Source organism: Bradyrhizobium sp. B117 (assembly GCF_038969555.1).
Lineage (GTDB): Bacteria > Pseudomonadota > Alphaproteobacteria > Rhizobiales > Xanthobacteraceae > Bradyrhizobium.
Window position 1 is genome coordinate 1,115,248 of sequence record NZ_CP152414.1, and the last position, 14,355, is coordinate 1,129,602.

At 64.8% G+C, this 14,355-nt stretch carries 10 protein-coding genes; 3 read left to right on the forward strand and 7 right to left on the reverse strand.

The features are described from left to right. Nucleotides 1–4: 4 nt before the first annotated feature. Entirely contained in the window at nt 5–3,454 is a 3,450-nt protein-coding gene (locus tag AAFG16_RS05395) for an indolepyruvate ferredoxin oxidoreductase family protein (protein WP_342737864.1), read from the reverse strand. Nucleotides 3,455–3,607: 153 nt separating this feature from the next. Here AAFG16_RS05395 and AAFG16_RS05400 point away from each other — a divergent pair, with 153 nt between their 5' ends. Further along, entirely contained in the window at nt 3,608–4,063 is a 456-nt protein-coding gene (locus AAFG16_RS05400) for an Lrp/AsnC family transcriptional regulator (protein WP_283083847.1), read from the forward strand. A 113-nt stretch (nt 4,064–4,176) separates the two neighbouring features. Here AAFG16_RS05400 and AAFG16_RS05405 read toward each other — a convergent pair whose 3' ends face one another. Both AAFG16_RS05405 and AAFG16_RS05410 read right to left on the reverse strand, forming a co-directional pair. After that, complete coding sequence (locus AAFG16_RS05405; protein ID WP_283083848.1) at nt 4,177–4,614, reverse strand: hypothetical protein; 438 nt, start codon at nt 4,612–4,614, stop codon at nt 4,177–4,179. Nucleotides 4,615–4,746: 132 nt separating this feature from the next. Continuing rightward, a complete protein-coding gene (locus AAFG16_RS05410; protein WP_342737866.1) occupies nt 4,747–5,223 on the reverse strand; it encodes a hypothetical protein in 477 nt (158 codons plus the stop codon). A 61-nt stretch (nt 5,224–5,284) separates the two neighbouring features. On the opposite strand from AAFG16_RS05410, the gene AAFG16_RS05415 reads away from it, so the two are divergent. After that, nucleotides 5,285–6,205: a LysR family transcriptional regulator gene (locus AAFG16_RS05415; protein WP_342737868.1), complete on the forward strand. Its 921-nt coding sequence runs from the start codon at nt 5,285–5,287 to the stop codon at nt 6,203–6,205. Between the two features lie 102 nt (nt 6,206–6,307). On the opposite strand, the gene AAFG16_RS05420 is transcribed toward AAFG16_RS05415, so the two are convergent. The 3 genes from AAFG16_RS05420 to AAFG16_RS05430 are packed head-to-tail and all read right to left on the reverse strand — an operon-like array spanning nt 6,308 to nt 9,550. Then, on the reverse strand, nt 6,308–7,093 hold the full coding sequence (locus AAFG16_RS05420) for a fumarylacetoacetate hydrolase family protein (protein WP_283083851.1): 786 nt from the start codon (nt 7,091–7,093) through the stop codon (nt 6,308–6,310). A gap of 15 nt (nt 7,094–7,108) precedes the next feature. Further along, entirely contained in the window at nt 7,109–8,476 is a 1,368-nt protein-coding gene (locus AAFG16_RS05425) for an LLM class flavin-dependent oxidoreductase (protein ID WP_283083852.1), read from the reverse strand. Nucleotides 8,477–8,497: 21 nt separating this feature from the next. Then, entirely contained in the window at nt 8,498–9,550 is a 1,053-nt protein-coding gene (locus AAFG16_RS05430) for an Ldh family oxidoreductase (protein ID WP_283083853.1), read from the reverse strand. A gap of 296 nt (nt 9,551–9,846) precedes the next feature. Here AAFG16_RS05430 and AAFG16_RS05435 point away from each other — a divergent pair, with 296 nt between their 5' ends. After that, nucleotides 9,847–13,956 carry a GAF domain-containing protein gene (locus tag AAFG16_RS05435; RefSeq protein WP_342737870.1) on the forward strand — a complete coding sequence of 1,370 codons (4,110 nt, stop codon included), beginning with the start codon at nt 9,847–9,849 and terminating at the stop codon, nt 13,954–13,956. On the opposite strand, the gene AAFG16_RS05440 is transcribed toward AAFG16_RS05435, so the two are convergent. Further along, on the reverse strand, nt 13,930–14,271 hold the full coding sequence (locus AAFG16_RS05440) for a hypothetical protein (RefSeq protein WP_283083855.1): 342 nt from the start codon (nt 14,269–14,271) through the stop codon (nt 13,930–13,932). The two genes, AAFG16_RS05435 and AAFG16_RS05440, sit on opposite strands and share 27 nt — an antisense overlap. Between the last annotated feature and the right edge of the window lie 84 nt (nt 14,272–14,355).

Sequence of the window (14,355 nt, forward strand, 5' to 3'; positions counted from 1 at the left end):
CGCGTCAATCGTGGGCGCGCATCTTTTGCATTACCGATGTCGTCAAATTCGCAACGAGTTGCTCGACCTCGGGCTTCACCTTGGCGATCGCGGCGTCCTTCACGGGTCCGTAGCCACGGATCTCCATCGGCGCTTTTGCGATGATAACGAGGTCGGACAGTCGCGCTGCGTCGAGATTGCCGAGCATGCGTTCGATCAGGCCTTCATACCAGCTGATCAAATCCCGCTCGGCGCGCCGCTCATGCGTGTAGCCGAACGGGTCGAACGGCGTTCCGCGCAATCCCTTCAACCGTGCCAGCACGGCGAGCGGCGTCTGGATCCACTGGCCGAAGGCGCGCTTGCGCGGACGACCGCGGGCATCGCGCTTGGAGAACAGGAACGGCGGGGCGAGGTGATACTGGATGCTGAAGCCGTCCTCGAATTCGCGCTTCAGCTCGTCGCGAAAGCCGCTCTGCATATGCAGGCGCGCGACCTCATACTCATCCTTGTAGGCCATCAGCTTGAACAGGGCGCGGGCAACCGCCTCGGTCAGCGCTGTGCTGTTCACGGCCGTTTCGGCGTTGCGGACCTTGGCGACGATTGTCCGGTAGCGCGCCGCATAAGATTCGTCCTGGTAGGCGGTGAGGAAATCGGCGCGCCGGGCGATGATCTGGTCCAGCGTCTCGGCTTGCGGCGTCGCGCTCGCCTCCGGCAAGAAGTCCGGATCGGCAGCGGCGATGCGGCCCCAGGCAAAGGCCTGCCTGTTGCGCTCGACCGCGACGCCGTTGAGCTCGATCGCGCGCAGCAGTGCGGATAGCGAGACCGGCACCAGCCCGTGCTGCCAGGCAAAGCCGAGCATGATGATGTTGGCATAGACGGCGTCGCCGAGCAGCCGTTCGGCCAGCGCATTGGCGTTGATGGTGTCGAGATTGCTCTCTCCGATCACGTGGCCGATCGCGCGCATGCGCGCGGGCGAAGCGAGATCAGTATCGCGGAAGCGGACGACGTCGCCGGTCGGCATCTCCGCTATGTTGACCACCGCGCGGCTGCCGCGGCGATAGGTGCCGGATGCCTTGGGCGAGGAACTGACGACGAGGTCGCAGCCGATCAGCGCATCGGCCGCGCCCTGGTCGATGCGGACCTGATGCAACGCGTCGGGCGACGCGGCAAGCCGGATATAGCTCAGCACGGGACCGAATTTTTGCGCAAAGCCGGTGAAGTCGAGCACCGAGACGCCGCGCCGTTCCAGATGCGCGGCCATGCCGATCAGTGCGCCGACCGTAATCACGCCGGTGCCGCCGACGCCGGTCACGAGCAAATCGTAGGGTCGATCGAGCGTTGTGGTGACGGGCAGGGGAAGCGTGGCCGCGCGGCCGACTGCGTCGATCTCGCTTGCGCTTTTCTTGCGTCGCGTGGCGCCTTCGACGGTGACGAAGCTCGGGCAGAAGCCGTTGAGGCAGGAAAAGTCCTTGTTGCAGGTCGACAGGTTGATCCGGCGCTTGCGGCCGAACGGCGTCTCCTTCGGCTCGACGCTGAGGCAGTTGGACTCGACCGAGCAATCGCCGCAGCCTTCGCAGACGAGGTCGTTGATATAGGCAAAGCGCTTGGGGTCGGCGAGCTGTCCGCGCTTTCGCCGCCGCCGCTTCTCGGTGGCGCAGGTCTGCTGGTAGATCAGGACCGAGACGCCCGGGATATCGCGCAACTCGCGCTGGACCGCATCCATCTCCTCGCGCGGATGGATGGTGACGCCGCTGGGCAGGTCCGCCGGAGCAAACTGCGCGGGATCGTCCGAGACCAGCGCGATGCGCGCGACGCCTTCGGCACGGACGCTGTGCGCGATGGCATGCACGCTGATGGGGCCGTCGACCGGCTGGCCGCCGGTCATCGCCACGGCGTCGTTGAACAGGATCTTGTAGGTGATGTTGGCTTTGGCGGCGATCGCCTGACGGATCGCCATCGAGCCCGAATGGTAATAGGTGCCTTCGCCGAGATTCTGGAAGACATGCCTGTTGCCGGTAAATCGCGACGATGCCGCCCAGTTCACGCCCTCGCCGCCCATCTGGATCAGCGACGAGGTCTCGCGGTCCATCCAGCTCGCCATGAAATGGCAGCCGATGCCGGCCAGCGCCTTCGAGCCTTCCGGCACCTTCGTCGAAATGTTGTGCGGACATCCCGAGCAGAAATACGGCGTGCGTGTTGCACCGGCGACGTTGATCGTGCGCGCGGCCTCCGGCATCAAGGCCGCCGCACGGGCCGCGAGATTGAGGCCGGGAAACATCGGATCGAGCCGGCGCGCGAGCACGCCGGCCAGCGCACGCGGCGACAATTCGCCGATCCAGGAGATCAGCCGTGCCCCGCGCTCGTCGTGCTTGCCGACCATGCGCTCGGGCTTGGCACCGGGATAGTCGTAGAAATATTCCTTGAACTGGCTCTCGATGATGCCGCGCTTTTCCTCGACCACCAGAATCTCGCGCTTGCCCTTCACGAACTCCATCGCGTCGTGCAGCGCCAGCGGCCAGACCATGCCGACCTTGTAGATGTCGATGCCGATGCTGCGGCAGGCGGCCTCGTCGAGCCCCATCAGCCGCAGCGCCTCCATCAGATCGAGATGCGCCTTGCCCGTGGTGACGATGCCGTAGCTGGCATTGGGGATGTCGTAGATATGGCGATCGATCGGATTGGCCTTTGCGAAGGCGTAGACCGCGTGCTTCTTCGCTTCCAGGCGCTCCTCGATCTGCGGCCCCGGCAGATCGGGCCAGCGATAGTGCAGCCCGCCCGGCGGCGGCGTGAAGTCCGGCGTGCGGAAGGCGCGCGGCGGGCGCAGTGCGACGGAGGCGCCTGATTCCACGATCTCCGAGATCGCCTTGAAGCCGACCCACATGCCGGAGAAGCGGCTCAGCGCATAGCCATATTCGCCGAACTCGAGATATTCGCCGACGCTGGCCGGATGCAGCGTCGGCATGAACCAGCTCATGAAGGCGACGTCGGACTGGTGCGGCATCGACGAGGAGACGCAGCCATGGTCGTCGCCGGCGACCACCAGCACGCCGCCATGCGGCGAGGAGCCGTAGGCGTTGCCGTGCTTGAGCGCATCGCCGGAGCGATCGACGCCGGGGCCCTTGCCGTACCAGAGCCCGAACACGCCATCGACCTTGCGGTCGGCTTGTGTCTCGACCTGCTGCGAGCCGAGCACCGCGGTTGCGGCGAGGTCCTCGTTCACGGCGGGGAGGAATTCGATTGCATCGCGCTTCAATCGCTCCTGGATGCGCCACAGCTCGAGATCGATGCCGCCGAGCGGCGAGCCGCGATAGCCGGAGATGAAGCCGGCGGTGTTCAGCCCCGCGGCACGGTCGCGCCTGATCTGGTCGAGCGCAATGCGGACGATGGCCTGCGTGCCCGTGAGGAAGACACGGCCCTCCTCGCGGTCGTAGCGGTCGGAGAGCTCGTAAGTGTCGAGTGACGAAATGGCGTCCATGGCGGACCTCGCGCGGCATCCTGCCCGATGATGGAAGGTTATGCTTGGGAGGCTGGTAGGTCTTGCCTATTTTTCCCGCGTTGATCACAAATCCGGTAGAATTTTGCGTTAGGCCATCAAATTTGGTAGATGTTCCCGATCTGAGAGGCCTTCATGATCGAAGAACAGGATACGCGAATACTCGCCCACCTTCAGAAGGATGGCCGCGCGACCAACCAGCAGCTCGCGGAAGAAGTCGGCATGTCCACCTCGGCCTGCTGGCGCCGGGTGCGGGCGCTGGAGGAGAGCGGCGTCATCCAGGGTTATGCGGCGCTGGTCGCGCGCGAGCGTGCGGGCTTTGCGATGTCCGCCATCCTCCACGTCTCGCTGGAGCGGCACGATGCCAAGTTCGTCGACGAGTTTGTGGCCCGGGTCACGAAGCGCCGCGAGGTGCTGGAGTGCTTTGCGACCACGGGCGATGCCGACTACCATTTGCGCGTCGTCGTGCAGGACATGACGGCCTACAACCGCTTCCTCGATGAGTTCATGTTCCGCATTCCCGGCATCCGCACCGTCCGCAGCAACGTGGTGCTGAAGGAGATCAAGACCGGCGTGACGCTGCCGTTCTGATGAGGCTTCGTAGGATGGGTAGAGCGATAGCGAAACCCATCAAGCTCTTTCCGCGACGAAGCAGGTAATGGGTTTCGCTGCGCTCTACCCATCCTACGGCACCGTTGATCGTGTCACGCCGTTTTTGCTTCAGATCCGGCCCCCAGCAGAATCATGAAGACGAGAACGTGGCTGATGAGCAGCAGCGGCACGTAAACAGCCGGAATGTAAATGCCGGCGCCGAACAGGCCGGGATTCTGGATTTTCGTCACGCCCATGTAGTAGGCGTTCAGAAGATCCAGCGTGCCCCAGACGTTGAATATCCAGACCAGCGGAATGGCCATCGACCATCGCCAGGAGAGGGCCGCCATCGAAACGAGGGCGAGGGTGGCGGCGATGAGATCGCCCCAGCCGACCTCGGCGGCGAAATCCGGGCTCAATTCCGCCGATACGAATCCGGCCACCATGAAGTTCAAGCCGAGGAACCTGAACGCGTTGAAGGCTGCGAGAAGCCTCAAGGCGTCATAGCGCGGCATGGCGCGGAGTGCCGGCCAGACGTAGATGGCAGCCACCACCGCGCTTGTCAGCAAAGCGCCGGCGACGCTGAGCACGAATGGAAGGTTGAAGCTCGGAGGCACTTTGGGATTTCCTTGCGATTGTTTGTCCGGCCGGGTGAGATCGAGACGGCGCGCGTCGGCGGACGCTCAGGGTTTCGTCATGAGCAGACGGAGCGGCATCAGCGGGCCGACTGCGATGTATTCGTGGTCGACGAGCTCCTGCCTGGCGAGCGGCAGGCCATCCATGATCGCGTGTCCCTCGGCAACGTCCTTGACGTTCAGCAGGAACACGGCTCCGCGCCCGTCGGACCGCGAATACCATTCTCGAACCGTCCCGTTGAGGTAGAGCTGAACTGTCTGCCTGACTTCGTCGGGCATGACGGCCATCACCTGTTCGCGGGTGATGCCCGGCTTGACGGTCAGGATGACCATGACCGCGGTTGTCGGCGACGTGGCTTGTGCTTGTGCTTGGGCTTGGGATGAATCGACCATGAGAGTAGCGCCTGTCAGTGTGAGGGTGAGTGCCAATACGACGTTGCGGATTGTCTTCATCGGCTTCATGTCTCCAGTCACGGCGGTCGCCGTGATGTCGCCGATGTCGGCGCACGCAGCGGTACGGCTCATCAGCAATTCGGATGTAAGACCGCTTTCCGCGCGGCACTATTCGCGATAATGTTGATGGGCTATGAAGCAAAACTTCACAGTCAGGCAGGGCGCGCTCGACGGCGTGCAGGCGTTCCTGAGTGTCGCCCAGCATCGCAGCTTCCGCCGGGCGGCCGCTGAGCTCGGAGTCACGCCGTCGGCCATCAGCCAGGCGGTGCGTGCGCTCGAGACGCGGGTCGGCGCCGCGCTCTTCATCCGCACGACCAGAAGTGTCGGCCTAACCGAAGCCGGCGAGAGATTCTTTGCGCGCGCACGGCCCGCCTTCGAGGAACTCGTCGCGGCAAGCGGTGCGGCGCGAGAACTTGGCCAGCGGCCGGCCGGGCTGCTGCGTCTCACCGTGCCGCGCGCGGTGGTGCCGATCCTGCTGGAGCCGCTGGTGGCCTCGTTCTGTCAGGCATATCCCGAGATCGAGGTGGAGCTAGCCGCGAGCGAAGAGCTGGTCGACCTCGCCGCCGAAGGGTTTGACGCCGGCATCAGGATGGGCCAGTTCATCGCCCCCGACATGGTCGCGGTGCGCCTGACCAAGCCGCTGCCTCTCGTCATCGTCGGCAGTCCGGCCTACCTCGCTCGCCGCGGTCGTCCCGAGCGCCCCGACGATTTGCGTGGACACGCCTGCATGAGGTTGCGCCGATCGAACGGTGCGCTCGCTTCCTGGTCGCTCGACGACAAAGGTCGTTCGATCGAGATCGTCGTTTCGGGACCTTTCATCGCCAATGATTTTCCCACCATGCTCGGAGCCGCCATCGAAGGCGTGGGTCTTGCGCAGATGCCCGCGCCATTGGCCGCGAGCGCCGTGGCGGCGGGGAAGCTCATCCCTGTGCTGGAGCAATTCGCGCCGATGACGCCGGGTGTGTTCCTGTACTATCCCGGTCACCGACAGATCATGCCGAAGCTGCGAGCCTTTATCGATCATGTGAAGGGTCGCTCGGGGACGACGGCCTGATCTAAAGCGCGATGAGATTAGGATTGATCCTCATCGCGCTTTAGGTTGTTGTTTGAGCATGATCTTTTCGGAAAACCGCTGCGCACTTTTCCGGATCATGCTTTAGCGCCCCTCCCGCACGAACCTGTTGCGCAGCGTCCCGATGCCGGTGATGTCGATCTCGACGACATCGCCGTGCTTCATATCAGGCGAGGCGCCGTCCGTGCCCATCCAGATCACGTCACCGGGCCACAACGTAAAATATTTCGTCAGCTCGACCAGGAACGGTGCTACGCCGAAGATCATGTCGCGGGTCGCGAAGCGGTTGGTCTCCCGGCCGTTGACCCGGACGACCGTTTCCATCTTGGCGAGATCGGCCTCGGTCTCGATCCACGGGCCCATCGGCTTGAACGTGTCGGCATTCTTCGAGCGCCACAGGCTGCGGTCGGCCTTTTGCCAGGAACGCTCACTGACGTCGTTGCCGATGGTGTAACCGAACACGCAATCCATCGCGTTTTCTTTGGTGAGGTGCTTCACCTTCTTGCCGATGACGACGACGAGCTCGCCCTCATAATGGATCTTCTCGGTCGCAAAGGACGGGATCACGACGTCCTCGTCGTGCGCGATCAGCGCGTTCTGCGCGCGATAGCCGATCTCGGGCCGGTCAGGCACCGCCGGAATCTCGCCGCGCTTGTCGGCGGCTTCCTTCAGGTGCTTGAGGTAATTCAGCCCGACGCAATAGAAGGTGCGCGGGATCAGCGGCAGCTCGATCTTGACCTGCGATAGCGGATGCGCGCGCGAGGTGCGCTGCCATTCGCCGAACGGGTCGCCGTCGATTGCGATGACCTGGTCGCCTTCGACGATTCCCCAGGAAGTTTTGCCGGAGGCGGTGAATTTCAGCCAGCGCATGTCCAGTCCTCGCTATTATTCCGCGGCGTCGCGCGGCTGCACCTTCCAGGCGCCGGCGGCTGGCCTTTGCAGTCCGAGATTCTCCCGCAGTGTCTTGCCGCGATACTCCTTCTGGAACAGGCCGCGCCGCTGCAATTCCGGCACGATATGCTGCACGAAATCGGCATAGGAGCCGGGCACATAGGTTGCGGCAATGACGAAACCGTCGCAGCCGCGCTCGACGAACATCTCCTCCAGTCTGTCGGCGATCTCCGTGGGGCCGCCGACCATGGCGTCGTGCACCTGGCCGCGGCCGGAGAAGGTGACGAAGTCGCGCGCGCTCGGATTGCTCTTGCCGGAAGTCTTCAGCACGCCGTCGCGGATGCCGAGAATGCCCTGCATGCTCTTCAAGTCCTCCGTCGTCAGCGGCTCGTCGAGATCTTTGGAGGCGAAATCGTAGTTGAGCGCTTCGGCGAGCAGCGACAGCGCGTCGATCTGGAGCGGCAGCTTGTTGATCAGCGCCATCTTGTCCTCGGCCTCGGCCTTGGTCGCGGCGCAGACCGGCGTGGTCAGATTGCACAGGAACATCTGGTCGGGATCGCGTCCCGCCTTCGCGGCCTCGTTGCGCACGGACGCATAGCCTTCCTTCGCGGCGGCAAGATTGCGCGCGGCGGTGAAGATCACCTCGCCCCATCGCCCCGCAAAGCGCTGGCCCCGGCCGGACGCTCCGGCCTGGATGATGACGGGGTGGCCCTGCTGCGAGCGCGGCACCGTGAACGGGCCGCGCGACTTGAAGGCCGGCCCGTTGTGATCGAGCCGCTTCACCTTGCCTGGATCGGCAAAGCGGCCGGTCTTCTTGTCCATGATGATTGCGCCGTCTTCCCAGGTGTCCCAATGGCCGAGCACGACCTCCATGAACTCGTCGGCCTTGTCGTAGCGGGAATCGTGTTCGGGATGGGAATCGCGCCCCATGTTGAGGGCCTCGCCGTCGTTGAGCGAGGTCACGACGTTCCAGCCGGCGCGCCCGCCGGACATCAGGTCGAGCGTGGCAAAGCGGCGCGCGACGTCGAACGGCTCGTAATAGGTGGTCGAACAGGTCGCGCCCAGGCCAAGCTTGTCGGTGACCATGCCCATCGTGGTCAGCACGATCAGCGGATCCATCTTCACGCAGCGGATGCCGTATTCGACGGTGTGCGCGTGGTCGTTGCCGTAGCGGTCCGGCATCGCGAGGCGATCGTCGAAGAAGGCCATGTGGAACTTGCCCGCTTCGAGAATCCTGGCGATCTCCTGGTAATAATCCGCCGACATTGAATCGTCGCGGGAGTCCGGGTGGCGCCAGGAGCTCGGCAGGTTCGTGCAGTTCTGCGCCTGAAGGAAGCCGACCAGGACCATCTGCCGATTCATGCTGCTGTTCTCCAAATTCGCTCAGGCCAGATCGAGCACCGTGTCGAGCCGGTACTCGCGCGCCAGTGCGCGCATCTTCTCCCAGGTGGCATCCTCAACATCGATGCCGTCACGCAGGCGCTGCTGCTCGCGGATGCCCTCGATCTCGCCGGGATAGTAGACGCCCTTGCTGCCCTCCGAGGGCGGCGTCGATTTCAGGTAATGCGCGAACTCCGCGACCTCGCGCTTGAACTCCTTGAGCGGGCGGAACGCGGCGACGTTGAACACCGCCATGAAGCATCCGTCATTGTGCCGTCCCGTCGGCTCGACGCCGAAGCCGAGACCGGTGAGCAGGCCGCACAGCACCTCGACCATGGCGGCAAGGCCGCTGCCCTTGTAACCCTCGGTGCCGCCGAGCGGCAGCAGCGCGCCGCCCTTGCGGTATTGCGTCGGATCGGTGGTGTGCCGTCCCTCCGCATCGATGATCCAACCGGTGGGGATTTCTTCGCCGCGCGCGACCGCGAGCTGGATCTTGCCGGCTGCGACCGCAGAGGTCGCCATGTCCAGGTAGAACGGCGCCGTGAGATCGGACGGCACCGCGATCGAGATCGGGTTGGTGCCGAGCCGCGCCTCCTTGCCGCCGAATGGCGCCACGTGCTTCGGCGAGCGGCCGGAATCCGCCGTCGCGATCCCGATCATGCCCTCGCGCATCGCCATCAAGGGATAGGCGGCGAGGCGGCCGACATGGCTCTGGCGGAACACGGTGCAGGCGGCGACGTTCGCCGTCTTCGCCTTCTCGATCGTCAGCGCCATCGCCTTGGCGTTGACGTGGAAACCAAAACCCCAATGGCCGTCGATCACGGTCGTGGTCGGCGATTCCTGGACGATGGTCCATGGTGCGCCGGGCACGATGTGGCCGGCCTTGATGCGGTCGATATAGGTGGGAACGGCAATCACGCCGTGGGAATCGTGGCCGGCGAGATTGGCGTTGACGCAGCCGGTGGCGACCGCGTCGGCCTCTTCTTCGGACGCTCCGGCGGCCCGGAGCAGGGCGGCGCTGATGCGCGTGAGGCGGTCGGCCCTGACGATCGGCATGGCGTTCCCTCAGCCTGGTGCCCTTAACGGGCTGCTTGTTGGGAGCCATCGTCTCAAAGCGCGGGAGCGATATCAATCTCCCGTAAACCAATACAGGGCTGCAAATTCGTAAAGAGAGCGCGCCTTTGGTCGAGGATTTGTCCCGTGCGGCGGTATTTTCGTGAGTTTAGTACCGCACGTTCGCAGCTCGTTCACTTTGATCGATGGTTTGCCGCAGGCAATAACGACCACTTAGGCGGTCGCCCTTCATAAAGGCATCCGGGATAAATAGGCAGAAATGCCCGGGAGCTAAGATCGTGTCGACGACACTCGCGCGCACCTTTGCGGCGTTGAGCGCCATCAATGAAGCGATCCTCTACGCGAAATCGCCGGACGAGCTGTACCAGAAGGTCTGCGACGCCGGGTTTTCGAGCGGGGATTTTTTGGCCGTCGCCGTGTTCCTGGTGGATGCGGATGGTCAGCGGCTTCGTTTCGCCGCCGGTTGCGGCGACGACATTCGGCGGCTGCGTGCGCTCCTGATCACCACGGAAGCCGACACGCCCGAAGGGTCGGGCGTCGGCGGCGAGGCGTTTCGCGATCAGAAGCTATGCATCAGCAACGACTATCTGAACGATCCGCGGTCACTGGCGTGGCGCGCGGGCGCGGCCAGCGCCAATATCGGCGCGGCCGCGGCGTTGCCGCTGCTCTGCGACGGCAAGAGCGTCGGCGTGCTCTATGTGACTCGGAGCGAGGCCAACTCGCTCAACGAGCAGATGGTATCGCTGTTCGAGCGCATGTCGGCCAACATTTCCTATGTGCTGGAAAATTTTGCACGTGAGGCCGCGCGGCGGTCCGGCGAGCGCGCGATGCGGCGCCTCAACCGCATGTTCGGCGCGATCAGCGCGACCAATGAAGCCATCCTGCGCGCCAAGACCGATCTCGAGCTCTATCAGCTCGTCTGCGATGCCGCCGTGCACAGCGGCAAGTCGCTGGCGACGATCGTGTTGCTGCGCGAGCCGGATTCGCACTGGATGGTCCCGGTCGCCTCCACCGGAGAGAACCTCCAACTGGTCACCCAGGCGCGCTATTCGATCGACCCCGACAATCCCTACGGCAAGGGTCTCTCCGGCGAGGTATTCCGCACGCAGAAAGCCATCGTCGAGGACGATCTTGCCAGTCGCACCAAGGGCTCGCCCTGGGAGCAGGCCAATGTCAACACCGGCGTCGCGGCCTGCGTCGTCGCGCCGCTGATCAGGCACGGCGAGAGCGTCGGCGTGCTGCTGTTCTTCATCAGCCGTTCCTGGGCCAAGGACGAGGAGATCGTCGCGCTGCTGCTGCGCATGGCCGAGAACGTCTCGTTCGCGATCGAGAATTTCGGCCGCGAGGCCGAGAAGGCAAGGATCGCCGCCGAAGAGGAACGCCTGGCGCGCATGTATGCGGCGCTCAGCGCCACCAACGAAGCGATCCTGCGCGCGCGCTCGCGCCCGGAGTTGTTCGAGCTCGTCTGCGAAGCGACCGCCAAGGGCGCCAAGTTCACCTCGGTCAGCATCGCGCTGGTCGACCATCGCGCCGAGCTGTTGCGTGTCGTCGCCAGCTACGGCCCGAATGCCGCGCAGGTCCGTAACTTCAGGTTCTCCATCTCCGACCAGGTGCCGGAGGGGCGCGGGCTGACCGGCACCGCGTTCCGCACACGCCAGCCTGCCATCAGCAACGACGTGTTCGCGGACGACCGCATCGCGCCGTGGCAGGCCATTGCCCGCCGGAGTGGCATCGCGTCCTCCGCGGCGCTGCCGCTGTTCAACGGCGAACGGGTCGAAGGCGTGTTCCTGTTCAACTCTCCGGACCGCGACACCTTCACGGAGGAACTGGTCGAGCTGCTGCGCAAGCTCCAGGCCAATGTCGCCTTCGCGCTGGAGAATTTCGATCGCGCCGACGAGAAGGCCAAGGCCGAAATGCAGCGCAATCGTCTGCGCGGCATGCTCGAGGCGCTGAGCGCGACCAACGAAGCCATCATGCGGGTCAAGACCCGCGCCGAATTGTTCGAAGTCGTGTGCGAAGCGGCGGTGCTTGGCGGCACCTTCTCCTCCGCGACCATCGCCATGGTGGACGCGACCGGACACTATCTCGACATTGCGATGACCAAGGGCGAGAGCTGCTATCAGGTCAAGCAATGGCGGTTCTCGACGTCGGCCGACGACCCCGAGGGCCGCGGGCTGACCGGCACCTGCTTCCGCAGGCGTGCGCCTTGCGTCGCCAACGAACTCCTCACCGACGTCCGCACCGCGCACTGGCACCAGATTGCCCGCATCCAGGGCACCAAATCGGGCGCCTGCTTTCCGCTGCTCAGCAATGGCCATCAGGCGGTCGGCGTGCTGCTGTTTCTCTCGCCGGACGAAGGCTCGTTCACGCCGGATCTGGTCCAGCTGCTGGGACGGCTCGCCGAGAACGTGTCGTTCGCGCTGGACAATTTCGAGCGCGCCGAGGAAAAGGCCCGCACCGAGGCGCAGAAGGAGCGCCTGACGCGCATGTTCGCGGCGCTGAGCGCCACCAACGAGGCGATCATGCGGGCGAAGTCGCGCGCCGAGCTGTTCGACCTCGTCTGCGTCGCCGCATCGAACGGCGCCAAGTTCACTTCGACCACGATCGCGCTGGCGAGGCCCGACAGCGACCAGCTCGAGATCGTGGCCGCGGCCGGACCGTCCGCCGACACCACGCGCAACGTCCGCCTCTCCATCGACCCCGAGCGTCCGGAAGGGCGCGGCATGAGCGGTACGGCGTTCCGCACGCGCCAGCCCTGCATCAGCAATGACTATCTCAACGACGATCGCGTTCGCGCCTTTCATGCCATCGTCCGCGGCGACGGCGCGCGGTCAGGCGCGGCGTTCCCGCTGACCGCGCACGATCAGGCCGTCGGCGTCATGATCTACATGTCGACCGAGCCGGCCGCCTTCACGGCGGAATTCGTCGAATTGTTGCAGCGTCTGGCCGACAACGTCTCCTTTGCGATGGAGAATTTCGACCGCGCCGACGAGAAGAGCCAGGCGGACGAGCGGATCGAATATCTCGCCTCGCATGACAGCCTGACCGATCTGCCGAACCGTGAGACCTTCAACGGGCTATTGCGGCAGGCGATCGATGAAGCGCAGCGCCGCGATCACCGTTTCGCGGTGCTGTTCATCGATCTCGACCGCTTCAAGGTCATCAACGATTCGCTCGGACACGAGGCCGGCGATCTGCTGCTGCTCGAAGTGGCGAACCGCTTGCGCGGCGCGCTGCGGGCCAGCGACGTCGTCGCGCGTCTCGGCGGCGACGAGTTCGTGGTGATCCTCGACCAGTGCGGCGAGATCGACGACGTCCAGCGCATCGCGACTGGACTCTTGACGGCGCTGGCCGAGCCTATGCAGCTGGCCGGGCACGAATGTCACACCACGGCGTCGATCGGCATCGCGATGTATCCGGCCAACGGCTCCGACGCGCAGACGCTGACCAAGAACGCCGACATGGCGATGTACCTCGCCAAGGAAGACGGCAAGAACGGCTACCGCTTCTTCTCCAAGGAGGTGAAGACGCAATCGATCGAGCGGCTCTCGCTGGAGAGCGCGCTGCGCCGGGCGCTGCAGCGCGAGCAGTTCTCGCTGAACTACCAGCCCAAGGTCGACATGGAGACTGGCCAGATCACGGGTGTCGAAGCCTTGCTGCGCTGGACCCATCCCGAACTCGGCAGCGTCTCGCCGGCGCAGTTCATTCCGCTTGCGGAGGAAACCGGCTTGATCGTGCCGATCGGCCGCTGGGTGCTGAACGAGGCCTGCGCGCAGGCGATGGCCTGGCAGCGCCGCGGCCTGCTGCCGCTGTCGATGGCGGTCAACCTGTCGCCGCGGCAGTTCGCCGACGAGCATCTGTTGCAGGACGTCGACGAGGCGCTGGCGGCCTCGGGCATGTCGCCGGTGCTGCTCCAGCTCGAGGTCACCGAGAGCATGATGATGCGCAACGTCGGGCGGGCGCTGAAGGTGCTCGACGCCATCCAGAGCCGCGGCATTCGCTTGGCAATCGACGATTTCGGCACCGGCTATTCGTCGATGTCGCTGATGAAGCATTTCCCGATCGACACCATCAAGATCGACCGCTCCTTCGTGCGCGACCTGCCGCAGGATTCGGAAGACCAGGCGATCGCGCAGGCGATCATCAGCATGGGCAAGGCGCTCGGCATGACCGTCGTTGCCGAAGGCGTCGAGAACGCCGAGCAGGAGGCATTCCTGCGCACCCATGGCTGCGACGAGATGCAGGGCTATCTCATCTCCAAGCCGCTGCCCGCGAAGCAGATGGCCGAGCTGCTGCGGCCGATGATGCTGCCGGTCGCGCCGCCGCTCCAGCCGGAGCCGGCCTCCGGCGACGCCGCCGCGTCAGGGCTGAAACGCGCTGTCATCTAGCGGCTGCGGGTGCAGCTCGCGGACGTCGTGCTCGCCGGCTTCCGCCTTGCTCGGAAAATCCTGCGGTCCCGTCAGCGAGGTCTGCTCGACGAACAGCGCGAGAATCGTTCGCGCACCGTCGGCGAAGCTCGCGCCCTCGTTCAAGCCGAGCGCGGCGGACCATGTTGCGTTCATCGGCTCCTGGTCGTCGACCACCGCCATCGCAGGCCCCCACCACCAGGCGGGCGCGGGCGAGCGCTCGTCCTCGGGCACGACATGCCAGCGGACGAACTCATCCATCACGCGCTCGAATTCCAGGCGTACAGCCTGATGCATGCGGTCGATACTCCCAGAATCTGCATCCGATGACAGGCCGACGTACGGATTTTGATCGCAGCCTTGGCGTTCGGAAAAATCGGC